Source organism: Thioalkalivibrio sp. ALE11, from assembly GCF_000381205.1.
Lineage (GTDB): Bacteria > Pseudomonadota > Gammaproteobacteria > Ectothiorhodospirales > Ectothiorhodospiraceae > Thioalkalivibrio.
In genome coordinates, this window is the sequence record NZ_KB906167.1 from 192866 (window position 1) to 212916 (window position 20051).

Annotated in this window: 15 protein-coding genes and 1 pseudogene; 11 read left to right on the forward strand and 5 right to left on the reverse strand. The window is 67.4% G+C overall.

All coding sequences use genetic code 11. From position 1 onward, the window contains the following. Positions 1–21 precede the first annotated feature (21 nt). The gene (locus tag F620_RS14775; RefSeq protein ID WP_018870463.1) at positions 22–198 is read right to left on the reverse strand and encodes a PLDc N-terminal domain-containing protein; all 177 of its coding nucleotides are present in this window, start codon (positions 196–198) and stop codon (positions 22–24) included. Between the two features lie 136 nt (positions 199–334). Between F620_RS14775 and F620_RS14245 the strand changes: the two genes are divergently transcribed. The 7 genes from F620_RS14245 to F620_RS0106525 all read left to right on the forward strand — a co-directional run bounded on the left by F620_RS14245 (position 335) and on the right by F620_RS0106525 (position 6631). Then, a complete protein-coding gene (locus F620_RS14245) occupies positions 335–565 on the forward strand; it encodes a hypothetical protein (protein WP_019569912.1) in 231 nt (76 codons plus the stop codon). 103 nt (positions 566–668) lie between these two features. Further along, a complete protein-coding gene (locus F620_RS0106500) occupies positions 669–1124 on the forward strand; it encodes a YaiI/YqxD family protein (protein WP_019569913.1) in 456 nt (151 codons plus the stop codon). 194 nt (positions 1125–1318) lie between these two features. Continuing rightward, a complete protein-coding gene (gene siaA / locus F620_RS0106505) occupies positions 1319–3313 on the forward strand; it encodes a biofilm regulation protein phosphatase SiaA (protein WP_019569914.1) in 1995 nt (664 codons plus the stop codon). A 15-nt stretch (positions 3314–3328) separates the two neighbouring features. Continuing rightward, a complete protein-coding gene (gene siaB, locus F620_RS0106510; RefSeq protein WP_019569915.1) occupies positions 3329–3889 on the forward strand; it encodes a biofilm regulation protein kinase SiaB in 561 nt (186 codons plus the stop codon). Then, positions 3882–4292 (forward strand): biofilm regulation phosphoprotein SiaC, encoded by a 411-nt coding sequence (siaC, locus tag F620_RS0106515; RefSeq protein ID WP_304412444.1) that lies wholly within the window; start codon positions 3882–3884, stop codon positions 4290–4292. The genes siaB and siaC overlap by 8 nt, the downstream gene beginning before the upstream one ends. Further along, positions 4292–5134, forward strand: coding sequence for a biofilm regulation diguanylate cyclase SiaD (gene siaD, locus F620_RS0106520; RefSeq protein WP_019569917.1), 843 nt, complete (start codon positions 4292–4294; stop codon positions 5132–5134). Before siaC ends, siaD begins: the two co-directional genes overlap by 1 nt. Before the next feature lie 273 nt (positions 5135–5407). After that, complete coding sequence (locus F620_RS0106525) at positions 5408–6631, forward strand: hypothetical protein (protein ID WP_019569918.1); 1224 nt, start codon at positions 5408–5410, stop codon at positions 6629–6631. 53 nt (positions 6632–6684) lie between these two features. Here the strand turns inward: F620_RS0106525 and cysZ are convergent, their stop codons facing one another. Genes cysZ through F620_RS0106545 form a run of 4 tightly spaced genes read right to left on the reverse strand, consistent with a single transcriptional unit; the run spans position 6685 to position 11992 of the window. After that, entirely contained in the window at positions 6685–7395 is a 711-nt protein-coding gene (cysZ, locus tag F620_RS0106530; protein WP_019569919.1) for a sulfate transporter CysZ, read from the reverse strand. Beyond that, on the reverse strand, positions 7392–10493 hold the full coding sequence (locus tag F620_RS0106535) for an EAL domain-containing protein (protein ID WP_019569920.1): 3102 nt from the start codon (positions 10491–10493) through the stop codon (positions 7392–7394). Before F620_RS0106535 ends, cysZ begins: the two co-directional genes overlap by 4 nt. Then, on the reverse strand, positions 10490–11371 hold the full coding sequence (locus tag F620_RS0106540; protein ID WP_019569921.1) for a PhnD/SsuA/transferrin family substrate-binding protein: 882 nt from the start codon (positions 11369–11371) through the stop codon (positions 10490–10492). Before F620_RS0106540 ends, F620_RS0106535 begins: the two co-directional genes overlap by 4 nt. 15 nt (positions 11372–11386) lie before the next feature. Further along, positions 11387–11992, reverse strand: a complete 606-nt coding sequence (locus tag F620_RS0106545; RefSeq protein ID WP_026331337.1) for a bifunctional 2-polyprenyl-6-hydroxyphenol methylase/3-demethylubiquinol 3-O-methyltransferase UbiG — start codon at positions 11990–11992, stop codon at positions 11387–11389. A gap of 219 nt (positions 11993–12211) precedes the next feature. Here F620_RS0106545 and F620_RS0106550 point away from each other — a divergent pair, with 219 nt between their 5' ends. From F620_RS0106550 to F620_RS15645, 4 genes and pseudogenes are all read left to right on the forward strand, one after another. Next, complete coding sequence (locus tag F620_RS0106550; RefSeq protein WP_019569923.1) at positions 12212–13837, forward strand: methyl-accepting chemotaxis protein; 1626 nt, start codon at positions 12212–12214, stop codon at positions 13835–13837. Positions 13838–13941: 104 nt separating this feature from the next. Next, positions 13942–16461: pseudogene (locus F620_RS14250) on the forward strand (EAL domain-containing protein). Positions 16462–16632: 171 nt separating this feature from the next. Then, positions 16633–17964, forward strand: a complete 1332-nt coding sequence (locus F620_RS0106560; protein ID WP_019569926.1) for a DEAD/DEAH box helicase — start codon at positions 16633–16635, stop codon at positions 17962–17964. A gap of 170 nt (positions 17965–18134) precedes the next feature. After that, the gene (locus F620_RS15645) at positions 18135–20045 is read left to right on the forward strand and encodes a methyl-accepting chemotaxis protein (protein ID WP_026331338.1); all 1911 of its coding nucleotides are present in this window, start codon (positions 18135–18137) and stop codon (positions 20043–20045) included. Positions 20046–20051: the final 6 nt, after the last annotated feature.

Here is a 20051-nt window from a genome sequence, read left to right on the forward strand (position 1 = left end):
CGGACCGTGGTGCGCGGAGGCCTACTTCGGTCCGAGCAGCAGCCAGGCGATCAGCCCCAGCAGGGGCAGGAACAGCAGGATCAGGATCCACAGGACCTTCACCACCGGGCCGGCGGGACTCTGTGCGGTCCGGACAATCGCCCAGATGATGATCAGCAGCCAGACAAGGCCCAGAATGCCGGTGATTTCAATGCCCATGCGGTGCTCCGGTAGCGGCGTGAATCGTGTCTCGAGCGCACGGATATCACGTGCAGGGCCGGGACACCAGCCCGCCGGGGCGATGGTCTATACATAAAAGTTACCAAAGGGTGCCGGCGGCACGGGAGGTATGGTCATGCAGAGGATTCCCGCAACGTCGGGTTCGGGTGCTCCCCCGGATCCGGGGGCTCCGACGAGGCGAGCGGAAGAGCGCGACAGCGAGACCGGCGACGAGGGCACGCCGACGGCCGCCGTCCGGAGCCCGAGCATGCACGAAGGCGTGGAGGTCTGGTGCGACTGTTGCTCCTGCGAGGCCGAGCCCTACTGGCTTGCGGTGGCCGCGGACCTGGGAATCGATCCGGACTGAGCCGTCCGAACTGCCGAGAGGGAACCATGAGAAAGGGGTCAGTGCCCGACCGCGGGTCCGGCGCGCCCGTCCGTCGGGTGTCGGGGCATGCGGGGGCATCGGCATGAAGATCTGGGTGGACGCGGACGCCTGTCCGGTGGTCATCAAGGAGATCCTGTTCCGGGCCGCGAAGCGCACCGGGGTGGCGATGACCCTGGTGGCCAATCAGCCGGTGCGCACGCCGCCGTCGAAGCTGATCGACTCGATCCGGGTGGGCAGTGGCTTCGACGTGGCGGATAACGAGATCGTGCGGCGGCTCGAGGCGGGTGATCTGGTGATCACCGCGGATATCCCGCTGGCGGCCGAGGTGATCGAAAAGGGCGGCGAGGCGCTCAACCCGCGGGGCGAGCTCTATACCCGCGACAATATCCGCGAGCGCCTGAGCATGCGCGACTTCATGGACACCCTGCGCTCCAGCGGGGTCGACACCGGCGGGCCGGCGGCACTGGGCCCGCGCGACCGTCAGGCCTTCGGCAATGCCCTGGACCGCTGGCTGGCGCGTAACGTGTCCCGGATGTGATCGCCCGTTCACCAGAATGCCTTGAGGCGACGCTGATCAATGTGCGGGTTCGGGAGCGGCATCATGCAGGCGGAGTGCTTGCGGCCTGCATGAATCGGTGCCGAGGCGGTTTGACCGTGGCGCGTGCCGGTTGGATACTTTGACCCGGGTCACAGATGGATGTGTGCGGTGCGACGGGCCGCGGCGGGAGAAATATGGCGGACTGGGGCTACGGGCTGCGCGCAAAATCCGTTCTGGCGCTGGTGCTTGCCTGTCTGGTGGCCCTGCTGCCGCTGAGCCTGCTGGGCTGGCAGGTGGTGGATAACGTCCGCGGGCATTTCGGCGAGGCATACGCGGTCAACATCACGCAGCTGAACGCGCAGAACATCCTGGCGCCGGTGTCGCGCGAGCTGGCGCTGTCCAGGCGGCTCGCGGATTCGGTGCTGGCCGAGGACTGGCTGCGCGACGAGGACGACGGCGAGCTCCGGGAGCGCTTCTTCCGCGAGGCACAGCGCTACAAGGACGACTTCCGCGACGGCAATTACTTCCTCATCTCGGCGGACAGCCGGCGCTACTACACCAACGACGGCGATACCGACTACAGCGAGTCGGCCCGCTACACCCTCGATCCGGACAACCCCGATGACGACTGGTTCTTCGCCACGATGGCGCAGGAAGAGTCGTTCAACATCAACGTGAACCCGGATGAGGAACTGGAAGTCACGCGGGTCTGGATCAACGTGCTGGTGGAGGATGACGAGGGTGAGCGCCTGGGGCTGGCCGGCACCGGGCTGGATCTCGATCGGTTCCTGGAACAGTTCCTGTCCATTCCGGAGGCGGGTGTGACGCCTATGATCCTGGACCGCGCCGGGGCCATTCAGGCGCATCCCGATCCGGAGCAGATCGCCTTTGGTTCGGCCGCGCGCGAGGCGGGCCTGGACGAGACATTGCCGCGCCGCCTGGGCGGCGAGCAGGAGGAGGCCCTGCGCGGGGCGATGGATCGGGCGGAGGCTGCGCCGGGTGAGGTCGAGCTGAAGCGGGTGTCGCTGGAAGAAGGGGAACGCCTGCTTGCGCTCACCTTCGTCGAGGAGCTGGACTGGCACGTGGTGAGTGCGGTGGACCTGCAGGTCGCCCGGGTGGTCGAAGGCCCGTGGTTCCGGCTGGCGGTCGTGGCGCTGGTGCTGACCCTGGGCGTGCTGATGCTGGCATTCGCCTACGGGGTCGACCGCGTGATCCTGCGGCCGCTGCGTCAGCTGAGCCATTCGGCCCGGGCAATGGCGGACGGGGACTACGCGGTGTCGCTGCCCTCGCCGGGGCGCGACGAGGTGGGCGACCTTACACGTGCATTCGACTCGATGGCCACGCAGATCCGCCATCACACCGAGGAGCTGGAGGACAAGGTTAGTCAGCGCACCCGGGAGCTGGAGGATGCGAACCGGGCGATGGCGGCGACCCAGAAGAAGATCAACGATTCCATCGACTACGCCGGGCTGATCCAGCGCGCGCTGCTGCCGGACAGTCAGCTGCGCAACACGCTGGGACAGGATCATTTCGTATTGTGGCACCCGCGCGACGGCGTGGGCGGCGATTTCTATCTGTTCCGGGCCGAGGAGGGGCGCTACCTGATCGGGGTGGTGGACTGCGCGGGTCACGGGGTCCCGGGGGCGTTGATGACCATGCTGGCCCGCGCGGCGTTCGACGACGCGATGAACCGCCGGGGGCTCGACTCGCCGGCGGGGCTGCTCCACCATGCCGATGACGTGCTGCGGGAGATGGTGCGCCAGTCGGAGATGCCGTCTTCGGTCGCCACGAATCTGGACGCCGGGCTGGTGCTGGTGGAACCCCGCGAGGGACGGCTGCGCTTCGCCGGAGCGCGCATCGGACTGTACTGGAGCGATGGCGACGCGGTGGAGGAGCTGGGTGGCGGCCGTCGTGCGCTGTGTGACCGGCGCAAGGGCGAATACGAGGATCAGGAGGTGGTCACCGCGCCTGGCCGTACCTGGTACATGGTGACCGACGGATATCTGGACCAGGCCGGCGGGGAGCTGGGCTTCGGTTTCGGCAACGAGCGGTTCGCTGAACTATTGCAGCGGCATGCGGGTCTGCCGATGGCGGAGCAGGCCCGGGCTATCGAGGCGGCCCTGAGCGAGTATCAGGGCGAGTACCAGCAGCGCGATGACATCACCGTGCTTGCCTTTCGTGTGGAATGAAGCGGAGAACCCTGGATGAACCAGTTCGACCTCTATGGCCTGCGTCAGCACTTTCAGACTCAGCGCATCCTTCTCTGTTTCAACGGTCCGATTTCACGTAGCCTGATCGAAGAGATCGGCAACGCCCTGAAGAACTACATGGAGGCGGAGCGGATCGAGGCCGACGCGGTCACCGATGTCTTCGCCATCTACATCGAGATGACCCAGAATATCCGCCACTACGCCACCCGCCAGGGTTACGGCGAGACCGACGCCGCAGCCACCGTGGTGATCGGGACCGACGAGTCGGGACGTTACGTGATCGAGGCCGGCAACCGGGTCGAGCCCGCCGATGGTGAAGTCCTGACGGCCCAGGTTCGGGAACTGGCCGCGATGGACGCGGCCGAACTCAAGGCCGCCTACAAGAAGCAGCTGCGTGCGCCGCGGGACGAGGCCGGTGCCAGCGGTGCCGGTCTGGGGCTGATCGACATGGCGCGGCGGGCCAGCGCGCCGCTGGTGGCGGAACTGAAAAACGATGAAGGGGGTCAGGCCTTCTTCAGCCTGAGGGCGGTCGTCGGACCGCGTGGCGATGATTGACGAAGAAGCACGGGAAGACCAGATGACGGATCTCGAGATTGCAAAGACCCAGTCCACGCCGTCGATCGTCACTGATGGCGACGACGGCGTGTTGCAGATGTCAGGAGATTCGTATCCCGAGAACTCCTACGAGTTCTTCAGCCCGGTGATCGAATGGGTGCAGCGGCAGCTCGACAGGGATCGGAAGCTGCGTCTGGAACTGCGCCTGATCTACCTCAACACCAGCTCGGTGCGGGCGATGCTCGACATCTTCGACATGCTGGAGGAGGCCCATGGCTCCGGCGCGGAGGTGTCGGTGGTCTGGTACTACGATCCCCGCAACCGGCGGGTCGCGGATCTCGCGGGGGAGTTTCAGGAGGACTGCAGCTTTCCCTTCGAGATCACCGCGGAGGAGCCGGCCTGATGTCGTATCGCCCGGATCCGGCCGCGGCCGAGTCCGCGCTGATCGAGGAGGTGGCCCGACTGCTCGAAGATCCGGCGCACCGGGATAATCCCCTGCGCCAGCCACTGGCGCAATTGCTCGAACTCTCCACCCATCAGCATGAACGCATGGAACGCCTGATCCGGATCTCGGACGGATTTCAGGGCGTGGCGCGGGACCAGCACGAGTCCCTGCTGGCCAGCTACGATCGTCACCTGCGTCGGCTGGAGAAGCTGGTACGGATCTCGGATCGCTACCATGAAAGCATGCGGGAGCTGAGCGAGAGCCTGCAGGAGGCAGCGCTCACCGACCAGCTTACCGGGGTGGGCAACCGCCATTATCTCAACGAGCGTCTGCGCGAGGAGGTGGAGCGCGCGCGGCGCGGGGGGCGTCCGCTGAGCCTGGCCTTGGTCGACCTCGACCGGTTCAAGCGGGTGAACGACCGTTTTGGCCACGATGTCGGCGATCGGGTGCTGAGCCGGGTGGCGGAGACCATCCGCGACGAGCTGCGCGCCAGCGACATCTTTGGCCGCTGGGGTGGCGAGGAATTCCTGCTGCTGTTTCCCGAGTCCGATCCGGAGGATGCGGCGAACGTATGTCGCCGCATCCTCGAGGCCCTGCGGAACATGGGCCCGCTGGACGACATGGGCGTGGAGCCCGTGACGGCCAGTATCGGCGTGTCGCGGGTGGACCCCGAACGGGGCTACTCGGAGGCGATCAGCCGCGCCGACGATCTGCTCTATCAGGCCAAGGCCCGGGGCCGGAACCGTTACGTGCAGGACGGGGACCAGGGCGGGGACACCGTCGCGAACGCCCGCAGCTGAGCGGCCGCGGGCCCGTCCCTCGGTTCAGGGCAGTTCCAGCTGGGTGTATGGTCCGTGTTCGACGATCTTGTCGTCGTCGAACTCGAAGGGTGCTCCATGGCGTCCTCGTTCCAGTGCAGAACCAGGGCATCGCGCCCCTCCACCTCCAGGAGTTTTGTTTCACCCGTGGGTTCGCCCTGCAGGGTGGAGCTGTCGATGCGCCTTCATTTGGAGGGGTGCCCGGCGCCGTGCGGGCCTGTGGCATGATGGACCCCGAGTGTTGGAGGGCATGCGATGAAGTGGCAAGTACTGGCGGTGTTCGCGGGCCTGGCGCTGGTCTGCGCCCCGGTGGCGGCCTCGGACCGCGAGGATCCGGCGGAGCTCGACGGGGTCGCTGTCGAGGAGGTGGTGGAGGAGGATGACGGCGAGGAGGACGCGCTGTCGTTCGACCAGCATCGGGCGGTGGAATTGCTGGGCGAAGCGAGCCGGCACTTCGACGAGCTGACCGAGCTGCCGGAAAGCCGCTGGCTGCGGCGCGATCAGCAGAGCGCCCGGGAGGACATCGACGACCTGATCGATGACGCGCTGGAGGTCATGGACGTGCCCGAGATCGTGTCCATGCGTCGCCAGTACCGGGAGTTGGAAGACCGGATCATGACCGAGCAGGAACGTCGGGCCGATCTGCGCGAGGAGCGGATGTTCGCGCCGGATACGGATGCCAGCACGCTCGCTCGGTTCACGCCCACTGAGACCCTGCGCGAGATGACCGCCCGCACGCGCGGTGACTTCGACCGGCTGATCGAGGCGCGCGAACGCAACATCGCCGCCTACGAGGAGGAACTGGAGACGCTCAAGGGCGAGATGGCCGCGGCGCTGGAGGGTGTGGGGCTGTCCATGCCGCCGGATCAGCTGGAGCTGTGGATGAGCTCGGCGATCGGCGACGACGTGGTGTCCATGGCGGTGGTGTTTCGCAGCATCCGCACGCTGACGCAGCGTCTCGAGGAGCTCACCCGCGAGAGCGGGGAAAATCTCAATGTGGCCGGTCGTTACTACGGCATGGTGGTGATCCTGCATCGGCTGGTGGTGACCATGCAGGAGCGCTTTGTCGAACGGGTGGACGAGGAGATCGTGCCGCGCCTGGAGGCCTACCGCGAAGAGGCCGACGAGATCATCGCCGAATCGCGGGAACTGATCCGCGAGGGCGGGCACCGGGACAGCCTGGAGTCCAATATCGCGGCCAACGAGCTGACCCGACAGGCGATCGACCTGTACCTGGAGGTGGTGACCGGCCAGCGCGAACAGGTGGCCGAGGCGCTGGAGATCAGCCGTTACGAGAAGCAGGTAGCGGTCAATACCTACCGGACCGTGCAGCTCAGCGCCAACGTGGCGGATCTGATCCGCGATGGCCTGGACACCTTCGAGACCCTGTCCGAGCTGCAGGTCCCGGAAACCGCGGAATTCCGCAACGACAAGATCCGCGAGGAATTCCGCCGTCTGACCGAAAGGCTGGAACGGTGAGCGGCAGGAAGACCTCCCCGACGTGCAACGCGTCCTGACCCTGTCCCGTCCCCTCAGCCTCGCGGCTGCTGGCGCACCCACAGGTGGGTGGCGCCGATCACTGCCGCCGGGACCAGCAGCAGGTTGACCACCGGCACCATCGCCAGGACCGTCGTGCCGGCGCCGAACGCGAGGGTCTCCGGACGGCGCCGGCCCAGACCCTTGCGGATCTCGGCAAAGGTGAACCCGTCGTTGGCCTGCGGCGGCTCCTGGAACTCCACCGCGAGGACCCAGCTGCCGAACACGAACCAGGCGAGCGAGGCCAGCAGGTTGAGGCCGGGTATCACGGTAATCAGCAGCACCGGGATGAACAGCAGCGCGTAATAGCCGAACTTGCGCAGGGCGGTGGCCGTGGCGTGGCCCATCTCGCCCGCCAGCGAGCGCGCGGACTGGCGCGGTTCGTGGCCGAGGCCCCGGGCGGTGCGGTAGGCCAGCGGTCCGGAGAAAGGGCTGGCGATGATGGCGGCCAGGGCCACCGCGGAGACCCCGAAGCCCACCAGCAGGGTCAGCACGAACAGCGGCCAGAGCAGCCAGGCGAGCCAGTCCCAGCCGGCCGGCAGCCAGGTGTCCAGCAGGATCTCGAAGCCGAATCCGGCGGCGATACCGACCCCGATGATGACCGCGATGTTGATCAGCAAGGGCCCGATGACCAGGCCGCGCAGGCCCGGGTCGAACACGCGCGCCAGCCCGCGAAACGGCGCGAGGAACGCGAACAGGGCGTTCATCCCGCCTGCCACTGGGCCAGCCATTGGGGAATCTCTGCGGCGGGCATCGGGCGTGCGATGCCGTAGCCCTGGACGACCTCGCAGCCGAGTTCCCGCAGGCGCTCGCCCTGCTCGGGGGTTTCCATGCCTTCGGCGATGATCTGTCGCTGGAACACCTGGGCGAGCTGGATGATGCCTTCCAGCAGGGCGAGGTCGTCGGGGTCCTCGAGCATGTCGCCGACAAAGCTGCGGTCGATCTTGACCACCTGCACCGGGATGCGCTTGAGGTAGGAAAGCGACGAGTAGCCGGTGCCGAAGTCGTCCAGCGAGAACTGCACGCCCAGCGTGGCGCAGCGTTCGATCACGCGCGAGACGTGGGCGAGGCTGGCGAGGGCGCTGGATTCGAGGATCTCCAGTTCCAGGCGGTTGGCGGGCAGGTCGGGGAAGCGTCCGAGCAGCCCGGCGATCTGCTCGGCGAAATCCGGTTCCTGCAGGTGCAGCGCGGGGACGTTCACGCTGACCGGCAGGTGGATGCCGCCTGCCTGCCAGGCACTGACCTGCGTGAGGGCCTGTTCCATGACCCAGCGGCTGACATCCACTTCCAGCGGCTGTTCCAGCAGGTCGTCGAGGAAGGCGCCCGGGGGCAGCAGTCCGCGTTCGGGATGTTGCCAGCGGATCAGGGCCTCCGCGCCCATGACCTCTCGGGTACGCAGGTTCACCTTGGGCTGGTAGAACAGCACGAACTCCTCGCGTTCCAGCGCGAGCTTCAGCCGTTCGAGGGTCTCGTGGCGATCGCGCAGGCGACGATCCCCGGCGGCGTCGAAGAAGTACGGCCGGTTCTTGCCCTGCAGCTTGGCCTGGTAAAGGGCCTGGTCGGCCTGACGCAGCAACTGTTCGCCGTCCACGTCCTCGTCGGCCTGCGGATAGGTGGTCACGCCGATGCTGGCATTGCAGCTCAGGTTCTGCCCGTCGATCCGCATCGGCCGCTGCAGCGTGCGCAGCAGCTCGTCGATCAGGGCGCGGCACTGCTCGTCGCTGTCGAGGTTGACCAGGACCAGGACGAATTCGTCGCCGGCCAGCCGGGCCACGGTGTCGCCCTCGCGGCGACCGGCCTCCAGCCGCCGGGCGAGTTCCAGCAGCATCCGGTCACCGGTCGCGTGTCCCAATTGCTCGTTGATGTCCTTGAAGTCGTCCAGGTCCAGGTACGCCACGCACACCCGGCGGCTTTCGCGCGTGGCGAGCTGCATGGCCTGGCGCAGACGGTCGAGCAGCAGGACCCGGTTCGGGAGTTCGGTCAGCGGGTCGTAATGCGCGAGGAATTCGAGCCTCTCCTGGTATTCCCGGCGTTCGGTGATGTCGGAGAACAGGCCCACGTAGTGCAGCAGCTCTCCGTGTTCGTCGCGTACCGCGCTGATGGTGCCCAGCTGCAGGTAGAGCTCGCCGTTCTTGCGCCGGTTCCACAGTTCGCCGTGCCAGTAGTCGTTTTCCCGCAGGTCCTGCCACATCCGGCGATAGAACGCTGCGTCCTGGCGTCCGGAACCGAGGATCGACGGGTTGTGACCCTCGACCTCTTCCGGTGTGTACCCGGTCAGCCGGGTGAAGGCCTCGTTGACCATCAGGATCCGGGACTGCGGGTCGGTGATGATGATCGCCTCGTTGGCGCTGGTGAACACGCTGGCGGCGAGTTTCTGGCGTTCCCGCGCCCGCTTGTGTTCGCTGATGTCGCGGAACAGGGTGACCGCGCCGGTCCGGACCCCTTCCTGGTACAGCGGCCGGCTGGAGACCTCCACCGGGATCAGGCGGCCATCCTGATGGCGGAAGGTTTCCTCGCCCTCGAAAACCTGCCCCGTGGTCACGCGCTGGCGGATGGGGCAGTCGCGCTCATCGGGGTACAGGTTGCCCGCGTGACGATGGAACCGGGTGTGGGCGTCCTTGCCCAGCAGGTCCTCCGGCCGATAGCCCAGGATCTCGCTGGCCGCGGGGTTGATGAAGGTGATGCGGCCCGCCTCATCCTGGGCGTACAGGCCCTCGGCCATGGTGTTGGTGATGGCCTGCTGGTAGGCGCGCTGGTTGCGCAGACGTTCACGGGAAGTCACCAGCCGCAGCAGCAGGAGCAGGGCCAGGCCGATCAGCAGCGTGGCGCCCAGCGCGGCGGCGGCGAATTCGCGCCGGAACACGCCGGTCAGCGGGTCCGGGGTGTAGGCGACCACATAGGCCACGCGGTCCCCGGCCGGATCGGTGATCGGCAGCAGATTGGCCGCCCAGGTCGCGCCCTCCAGCCCGACGGAGAGCACCCCTCGCGCCCCCGCATCGATCGCCTCGGCGGTGCGCGGGTCATCGGCCAGCTGCTGGCTGATCGCACGGATCTCTTCCGACGGCGGCCGGGGCGAGTCGGGAAACACCAGACTGGTGTCCTCGATGACGTAATCCGGGTGCAGGCAGGAGGTCTCGTACAGCGAGAGGAAACCCGGCGGCACCTTGTCCTCCACTGCGTTGCGCCGCAGGATCAGCTGGAACTCCCGGGTTTCGTCCAGCTCGTTCATCATCTCGCGGACGTAGCGAAACGGGATGCTGAACTCCACGCTGCCGACGAATTCGTCCCCGTCGTGCAGCGGATAGACATAGCGAAAACCGGACAGCGAGCGCCCGGTCTCGAACCCGGCCGCCGGTTCCCGGGTGCGGTGAACTTCGCGGATCAGTGGTCGCGTCGCGTACAGGTCATCACCGTGGTATTCCGGCGAGAAAAAGCGCAGAAAGCTGATTCCCCCGGCGGTGTGGAAATGCAGTTGCCGCAGTTCGCCTTCGCGCAGGCGGTCATAGGTTGGCCACAGGGTGCGATACAGCCGCCCGCGCAGGCGGGCGCGCTCCGCCTCGTCCTCGGCCTGCTGGCCCGCGCGCAGCAGTTCCACGACCTCGGTGCGATTGACCGCTTCGCGGAAGTACGCCTGCGCGGCGAGGTCAAAACTGTTGACCGCGGCCTGGTAGGCGGTGTCGAGCGTCGCGGTCTGGCGCTGTTCGTGCATGCCTGCCTTGTCCTGCCAGTTCAGATACAAAAACAGCAGGACGAGCACCCAGGCCGCCGCGGCCAGCAGCCAGATGACGCGGCGATCCAGGGTCATGGTGCGGGGGCCGTCAGGTCGGGGAGTCCGAGCTCGGGAATCGCGACCTCGCCGTGCAGCCGCCGTACCGCCGCGTAATCCTCATCGTCGACCGCCTGCGCGCCGTAGCGCAGGCTTTCGCCCCATTCGGCCATACGTTCGGCGTCCCGGGCCGATTCTGCGGGCCGCAGACGAACCAGCGCCTCGCGCAGTTCCTGCAGCCGTGCGTCGCTGACGGTATCGCGATTGGCGACCAGAGCGAAGCCGGGCAGCGGTTCGCTCTCGGCCACCGTCACCAGGCCCAGGTGCGCATAATTGCGCGCGATGTGTGTTTTCAGTCCCCCGGCGAGGGCCTCGCCGCGCACGACGGCCAGGGCCACGTCGTCGTGGTGGCCGAGGTAGCGGTAGTCGGTGGCCGCGAGCCGGGTGCCGCCGTCGCGCAGCAGGTGCGCGGTGGCCAGATAGCCGCAGGTGGACAGGGGCTGGGTCAGTGCCACCGGCTGGTCGGTCAGATCGTCCAGCGGGCGGCGCTCGTCGGCGAACATCACCACCGAGCAGGTGTACTGCGCCTCACCTCCGGGTTCGCGGAAGGCCACCACCGGTGTGGCCTCGGGGTAGCGGGCGCGCAGCGAGACATAGGGCAGGGGACCCAGATAGGCCAGGTCCACCGTGCCGTTGTGGAAACGTTCGAGGATCTCGTCGTAGTCCGTGGCGTAGCGGATCTCGAAATCGACCTCCAGTTCCTGGCTCAGGTACTCGAGCATCGGCTGCGTCTCGCGCATCACCGTTTCCGGATCCTGCATCGGCAGCGGGGCAAACTGCAGGGTCCCGGCGAAGGCCAGACCGGGCAGCAGCCCGCACAACAGAAGCGGGATCCGGAAAAGTCGTGCGTTCAGCATGGACACAGGCTAACACTACTTCGGCGATGCGACGGCCAGGCAGGCGGCGCGTGCCCCGTGGCGTTGGATCACGGTCCATTCCTCGATGTACAGACCGGCGGCATCCAGCTGGGCGCGAAAGTCTTCCTCGTAGGTGACGCGGCCGAAGTCGATGCTGGTAAGCCTGCGCAGGGCGGGCTTGAGACGCTCCAGCATCGGTGACGGGCGCTGCTGGATGGTCTGGGTGAAGTAGATCCGGCCGCCGGGGCGCAGCAGGCCGGCACAGTGGCGCAGGGCCGCCCCGGGATCCGGCAGCAGCATGAAACTGGCGGAGAAATACACCGCGTCGTAGGGGCCGCCGGTGTGCTCGTAGACCGATTGCCGGTGCACCGTGACCCGGGCGGACACAGGCGATGCCGCCAGCCGCTGCTGCGCGCGTTCGACGTAGTCCGGGTCGATGTCGATCCCCGTGATCGCGAGCTCCTTGCGGGTGACGGCATCGGCGTTCGCCAGCAGTGCGCCGGCGGTACCGATCCCGACGTCCAGCAGGGCCACCCGCGGCGGCACGCGCTCCAGAACCGCGGCGTACCAGCGCGCGGTCATGCGCAGGATCAGGCTGTCGTAGATGCGGCTTCGCAGCATGGAGCGTTCGAACCGTCCGATCACGGGTAGCCATGCAGGATACCGGACCCCGCAGCGCGCCGTGGACCCCCTGCATCGGGACCATGCCCCAGTATGGTGCGAGGTCTTGGAAGACGTCCCCTCATTATTTCATTTAAGTTTCAAGTTTCCGGGGCGTTAAATAACTCACAAAACTCGGGGCCGGCCGGATTCCGGTCAGTCGACCAACGGGGGGATACCATGCAATGGCTCGCCAATCTCAAGCTGCGCACCAAACTGGGGCTCGCCTTTGGCGTGGTCCTGCTGCTGATGCTGGCCATGGCCTTCACCAGCCTCACCGGTGATCGCTACACCACGGCGCAGTATGAAGCCGCGATGGATCGCATGGAGGACGTGCAGTTCCAGATCCAGATGGAAAGCCAGCATGTCCAATGGGCGCTGGATCTGTCGCAATCCTTGCTGACGGGCAGCGAGTTCACCGGCGAGCTGGATCATACCCAGTGCAACTTCGGCCAGTGGTACTACGATTTCCAGGATTCCGAGGCCTACGAGATGGCCAGCCCGGAGTTTCAGCGGGCCTTCGACCGCCTGGAACAGCCGCATTACAACCTGCATGCCAGCGCGCACGCGGTCACCGATGCGGTACGTGACGGCGATGACCGCGAGGCCGAGGCGACCTACAGCCGCCAGACCCTGGCCCATCTGGAGTCCATGGAAGAAGGTCTGCAGAACATGCAGCGGGTACTGACCGCGGAAAGCGAGGCGATGACCGAGGCGGCCCGCAGTGCTCAGGTGCGTGCGGCGGGCATCATGATCGGCACCTCCGGGGTGGCCATTCTCGCCGGGGTGTTGATGGCGGTGCTGCTGGCCGGTTACCTGGTGCGTGCGATCGATGCCCTGCGGGCGCGAGCGGTGGAGATGGCGGACGGCGACCTGCGCGGCGATCCGCTGCCGGTCAAGGGGTGTGACGAGATCGGCGTAGCCACCGAGGCCTTCAACACCATGGAGAACGACATGCAGAGCCTGGTCCGACAGGTGGTGGACTCAGGCGAGCAGGTGGCCTCGGCGACCGACCAGCTGGCTGCGGTGGCCGAGCAGACCCGCAACGGCGTGGCCAGCCAGAAGGAGGAGACCGATCAGGTCGCCACCGCGATGAACGAGATGTCGGCGACGGTGGCCGAGGTGGCCAGCAATACGCAATCGGCGGCGGATGCGGCGGGGGCCGGCGATCAGGCGGCGACCGAGGCCAACGCGACCACGCGCCAGACCGCCGATGCGGTGGATCGCCTGTCGTCCGAGATCCATTCCTCGGCGGATGCGGTGCGCGAGGTGGCCGAGAAGAGCGAGGAGATCGGCCAGATCCTGAACATGATTCAGGAGATCACCGAGCAGACCAATCTGCTGGCCCTGAACGCGGCGATCGAGGCGGCGCGGGCCGGCGAGGCCGGGCGGGGTTTCGCGGTGGTGGCCGACGAGGTGCGCGTGCTGGCCGGTCGTACCCACGAATCCACCGAACGCATCGGGTCGATCATTACTGGCCTGCAGAAGGGTGTGAAGACCGCCGTGGGGGCGATGGAAACCAATGAAAACAGTGCCCGCGGCGTGGTGGACGAGGTCCACGGCGTGCGCGATCGCCTGGAGCAGCTCAGTCAGTCGATCCGCACCATCGACGAGATGACCACCCAGATCGCCAGCGCCGCCGAGGAGCAGAGCACCGTCTCCGAGGAGATCAACCGCAATGTGCAGAACATCAGCACGGTCGCGGACGAGAGCCTCAATGCTTCCAGCCAGGTGGCGACGGCCAGCGAGCAGCTTTCGCGACTGGCTTCCGAATTGCGCCAGCGTGTGGAGCGCTTTCGGGTGTAGGATAAGACGGGTTGAACGGTGGAAGGCCGGAGGCCCGCATGCCCACAGAAGGGACAGAAGGGGACGCCAGGGAACGGATCCGGAGAAGGCCCGCGGTCGCATGGGTGGTCGCGGGCTTTTTTGTGCTTGCGGGATGCGGCGTCGACGTGCCGCAGGACGAGCGGACCGTGCTGCATGTCGGGCTGTACGAGAACGAGCCCAAGATCTACACCGATGCCCGGGGGCAGCCGGTCGGGCTGTTCCCGGTGCTGCTGGAGGCCCTGGCCGAACGCGAGGGGTGGCGCCTGGAGTATCGGGACTGCCAGTGGGCCGAATGCCTGGCGCAGCTGGAGCAGGGCGAACTGGATCTGATGCCGGATGTGGCCCTGACCGGGGAGCGCGAGCAGCGGTTTCGTTTCCACGAGGTGCCGGTGGCGCAGTCATGGAGCCAGGTGTACGCCCCGCGCGACGTGTCGGTGCGCTCGCTGGAGGATCTGGCGGAGCGGCGGGTGGCGGTGCTCGAGGACTCGGTGCACGAGGACTGGCTGTCGTCGGCGGAAGAGGGGGCACGTCTGGTGCGGCGCGAATCCCTGGACGGGGTGCTGGCAGCGGTGGACGAGGGGACCGCGGATCTTGCAGTGAGCAACAATTTCCACGGCGGACGGCACGCGGCCCGGCATGGTCTGTTCGAAACGCCGCTGTCCTTCGACCATACCGGACTTTATTTCGCCGCCTCGCCCACGCTGGATCCGGCCGTCCTGGAGGCCGTGGACGGCCATCTGGCGACCTGGAAGGGTACGCCCGATTCGCCCTATCACCGTGCCATGGCGGAAACGCTGAGCCCCGAGGTGCGGGGTGTGTTACCGGCCTGGGCCCTGCCGGTGATGGGTGTCTTCGCGGGCGTGGCGGTGGCCCTCGGGGGGCTGGTGCTGACCCTGCGCTGGCAGGTGCAGCGGCGCACGCGCGAGCTGGAGCGCGCAAGCCGGCGTTTCCGGCACCTGCTGGACAGCTCCCCGGTGGTCATTTATTCGCTGCCTCCCGATACGCGCGACCTGACCTGGGTCAGCGGCAATCTTGCGTCGCTGTTCGGGTGTTCGCCGGAAGAGGCCCTGCAACCCGACTGGTGGCGCGAGCATGTCCACGCGGAGGACCGCACGCTGGCCCGGCGGGCGCGCGAACAGGCGCGGGAACAGGGGCATGCAGTGGTCGAGTACCGGTTGTTCGATGCACAGGGGCGGGTGCGACGCGTGCGCGACGAAATGCAGCGGGTCCCTGTGCACAACGGGCGCGGGGAGGCACGCGAGGAGATCATCGGCAGCTGGACCGATCTGACCCAGACCTTCGAGCAGCGCGAGCAGTTGCGGCTGCTGAGCCATTACGACACCCGGACCGGTCTGCCCAACCGGGCCCTGCTGCATGACCGTATCGGGCACAGCATCGAACTGGCGATGGGCCTGGACGGTGCGACCCGGTTGCTGGTGCTGCTGGATCTGGACCGGTTCAAGGGGCTGAACGAGACCCTTGGCACGGCGCTGGGGGATCAGCTGCTGCTCGGCGTGGCGCAGCGGCTGTCGCAGTATGTGGCGGCGCAGGATACGGTGGCGCGCTCCGGGCCCGACGAATTCGGTCTGTTGCTGGAAGCCCCGGCCGCGGGCGCGGCGCGGGAAGAATGGCTGAATGGTCTGCTGGCCGAGCTGCGCCGGCCCTTCGAGCTGGCCGGGCGTGCACTGCGGATCACGGTCAGCGCGGGCTGCGCCGAATTTCCCCGTGATGGCGCGACCACCTAGGAGCTGTTCACGGCCGCGGAACTGGCGCTGGACGAGGCGCGGCGTGGTGGGGGGGATCGCTGGGAGGTCTATGTCACCGGGCTGGGGGAGCGGACTTCGCGACGCACGCTGCTGGAGCACGACCTGCGCGAGGCCCTGGTGCGCGAGGAATTCGAACTGTTCCTGCAGCCGCAATACGGTCTGGATCCGTTCGTTCTGACCGGGGTCGAGGCCCTGGTGCGCTGGGAACATCCGGAGCGGGGAAGGCTCTCGCCCGGCGAATTCATCCCTCTGGCCGAAGAGACCGGGCTGATCGGAGCGATCGACCGCTGGGTACTGGACCGGGCCTGTGCGCATCTGGCCACGCGCGATGCCGAGGGAAGCCACGTGCCGCGCATGGCCGTCAACCTGTCGGTGATGGAGCTGGAGGGCGGCGAGCTGACGCCGGTGGTGCGCGAGGCGCTGGAGCGTCATGGCCTCCAGCCCCATCGGCTGGAGCTGGAGGTCACCGAGACCATGCTGATGACCAGTCCGGAGGCCGCGATGGCCGAGCTGGGCCGGCTCAAGGCCCTGGGCGTGGCGCTGGCGATGGACGATTTCGGCACCGGCTATTCCAACCTGGCGCTGCTCCACCGCATGCCGCTGGACCGGCTCAAGCTGGATCAGTCGCTGGTGCGGGAAATCGGCCGTTCCGGTTCCAGCGAGGACATCATCCGCGCCATCATCGCACTGGCGCGAACCCTGGATCTGGAGGTGCTGGCCGAGGGCATCGAGACCGAGGCGCAGCGGGATTTCCTGCTGCGGGTCGGGTGCCGCGAGGGGCAGGGGTATCTGTGGTCCCCTCCGGTGCCGGCCGAGCAGTGCCCCTGCCGTGACTGAACCAGCCCGCGCTGGCTTGTAATGGGGCCGGGAAGGCCGTATGGTGGCGGATTACCGAACGCCTCGCCCGTCAGCGTCCGTTCACTTGATCGTTTCGATCCCCCCGATGTCGTCTTCCCCGATGGGTGCCCCTTGGCCGAGCGTTGAGCGGCGGGTTGCGCTGGAGCACTCATGTCTGACCAACCGACTTTTGCCGGCCTGAATCTGGCCGAACCCCTGCTGCGCGCGCTTTCCGCCGCCGGCTACACCCATCCAACGCCGATCCAGGCCGGGGCGATCCCTGAAGTGCTGGCCGGTCGTGACCTGCTGGCCGCGGCCCAGACCGGAACCGGCAAGACCGCCGGCTTCACCCTGCCGATCCTGCAGAAGCTCGCGGAAAATCCGCCGGCGCGCGCCGGCAACGGCCGTCCGCGCGCCCTGGTGCTGACCCCGACGCGGGAGCTGGCTTCCCAGGTTCACGATTCGGTGAAGACCTACGGCCAGCATCTGGAGCAACGCTCCATGACCATCTTCGGCGGGGTGGGCATGAATCCGCAGATCCGCGCGCTGCGCAGCCGCATGGACGTGGTGGTGGCCACGCCCGGGCGCCTGCTGGATCACGCGAACCAGAAGACGATCGACCTGTCCGGGGTGGAGATCCTGGTGCTGGACGAGGCGGATCGCATGCTCGACATGGGCTTCATCCGCGACATCCGCAAGCTGATCGCGATGCTGCCGAAGAAGCGCCAGAACCTGATGTTCTCGGCCACCTTCTCCAATGACATCCGCAAGCTGGCCGATGGCCTGCTGACCGACCCGGCCTGCGTGGAAGTCGCGGCGCGCAACACCGCCTCGGAGAGCGTGGAGCAGAAGGTCCACCTGGTGGAAAGCCATCAGAAGCGGGATCTGCTGAGCCATCTGATCCGCAGCAACGACTGGGAACAGGTGCTGGTGTTTACCCGCACCAAGCACGGCGCCGACCGCCTGGCGGACAAGCTCACCAAGGACGGCGTTCAGTCGGCGGCGATCCATGGCAACAAGAGCCAGAACGCCCGCACCCGGGCGCTGGAACAGTTCAAGTCCGGCCGCGTGCCGGTGCTGGTGGCCACCGACATCGCCGCGCGCGGGCTGGACATCGACCAGCTGCCGCAGGTGGTCAATTTCGAGCTGCCCAACGTGCCGGAGGACTACGTCCACCGCATCGGCCGCACCGGTCGTGCCGGCTGTGAAGGTTCGGCGCTGTCGCTGGTCGGCGGCGACGAGCTGAAGCTGCTGGCCGGGATCGAGAAGCTGATTCAGCGTCCGATCGAGCGGATGGAGACCGACGGCTACGCGGCGCCGCAGCCGGTGGCGGATGACCGCCCCCGCCGCGGCCGTGGCAAGGGCAGTGGTGCTCCCCGTGGCAAGGGCAACGGAAATGGCGCCGGCAACCGTTCCGGACGCGGCGGCGGTGGTCCGCGTCAGGGGCAGGGCCGCGGCACCGAAGGCCGGGGCCGCGGTCAGGCCGCCTCCGGGCGCCGCTGACACGGTTTTCCCGGTGTCGCGGCGCGGCACCGGGGCATGCGGGGCGAGCGTCTTCCGTCCGCTCCCGAAGAAATGTGAAGCAGTACACGAAACGCACCTCCCGGGGTGCGTTTTTTCGTGGGCCTCAAGGCGGCTGGAGATTGGCCGTCAAAGGGATCAGGAACCGGAGGATGACGATGAAGATAAAGGGCCTGCGCCTCAAACTGATCCTGCTGGTGATCGCGGTCAGCACCATCCCGCTGTCCATCATGGGCGGGGTGACCTTCCACAGCATGAAGGGCCAGCTGCAATCCAGCCTGGAACAGACGCTGGTGAATGTCGGCGAGCAGGTGCAGGCGGCAGTCGACCGGCGGGTGCTGGATCATGGTCGGGCCCTGCGCAGCGTGGCCCGGGCGGATATCGACGATCCGGCCGATGCACAGGCCGCGCTGGAGGGCATGCGCGAGGAATATTCCGGCTTCCGCTGGGCCGGCCTGCTGGATGAAGACGGCGAGGTTCTGGCGGAAACCGGTGATGCGGGCGAGCTTCCGGGGGTTGGCAGCGAGGGTACCCGCGACGAAATCCTTGCCGCGGCGCGGGCCGGTGAACGTCTGCTGGATGTGGACGTCGAGGCGGATACGGCCGACGGGCGCTTTATCACCTACCTGGAGTCCCTGAACGACGGTCGGGTGCTGGCGGCCCAGCTGCCGATGGACGTGATCCGCGAAGTCTCCGATCGGGTCACGATCGGCGAGACCGGCCGGGTCACGCTGTTCAATGGCGACGGACGGCTGATCGGGCACCGCGACATGGGCCGCTTCGGCTATGACATGAGCGACTACGCCATCATGGAGTCGCCGGTACACCACCGCGAAGGCGACCCGGGCGGGGAGTTCCTCAGTGGCGACGGGGACCGCAAATGGGGTCTGACCGTGATGTTGCCGGAGGTGGCGCAGGAGTATGACGTCCACTGGGGCCTGATCGTCGACCAGACCCTGGGCGAGTTGTACGCCCCGGTGAACACGCTGTGGTGGCTGTTGTGGGGGCTCTGGGTGGTGGCCTTCCTGGTCGCCCTGGCCATTGGCTGGATCTACGCCGGGGTGCTGACCCGGCCGCTGGAGCGCCTGGCCACCGGCCTGGAGGCGGTAGGCAGCGGTTCGGCGGATCTGGGGTATCGCGTGGATATCGCCACGCGCGACGAGATCGGCCGCACCGGCAGTGCGTTCAACCAGGTGATGGAACGGCTGTCCGCCCTGATCGGCCAGGTGGCGGACGCCGCCGACGGCATCGCCGCGTCGGCGCGTCAGCTGGAAGGCCGCAGTGCGGAACTGAGCCGGGCGACCGGTGAGCAGCGCAGCGACGTGGAGCAGGTGGTCACCGCGATGAACCAGATGTCGGCCACCGTGCAGGAGGTCGCGAACAACACCCAGAGCACCGCGGAGCAGGCCGATCAGGCGACTCAGGCGGTGCATGGGGGGCGCGATGTGGTGACCACCACGCAGGAGACCATCAATGCCCTGGCCGGGGAGATCAACCGTTCGCGCGATGTGATCGACGATCTCAAGGGCGACAGCGACAACATCGGCACCATCCTGCAGGTGATCGAGGAGATCGCCGACAAGACCAACCTGCTGGCGCTGAACGCCGCGATCGAGGCGGCGCGGGCCGGGGAGGCCGGACGGGGCTTTGCGGTGGTGGCGGACGAGGTCCGGCACCTGGCGCAGCGCACCAACGACTCCACCGGCGAGATCCGCGGGATCATCGAGCGCCTGCAGGGCGCCGCCGGGCGCGCCGTGGAGGCCATGGATGCCAGTCAGCAGCAGGCCGAATCCAGCGTCGGCAAGGCCGACGAGGCCCGCAGTTCACTGGATGCCATCGACCAGTCGGTGAGCACCATCGACGACATGACCCGGCAGGTGGCCAGCGCCACCGAGCAGCAGAGCCAGGTCGCCGAGGAGATCAACCGCAACGTGCACCACATCAACGATCTGGCGGCGCAGAGTGCCGACGGCGCAACCGACATGCAGCAGGCGGTGGAGGCCCTGGAGGCCCTCGCCCAGCAGCTGCAGCAGGAGGTCGCCGGCTACCGACAGCAGGGCTGACGGGCC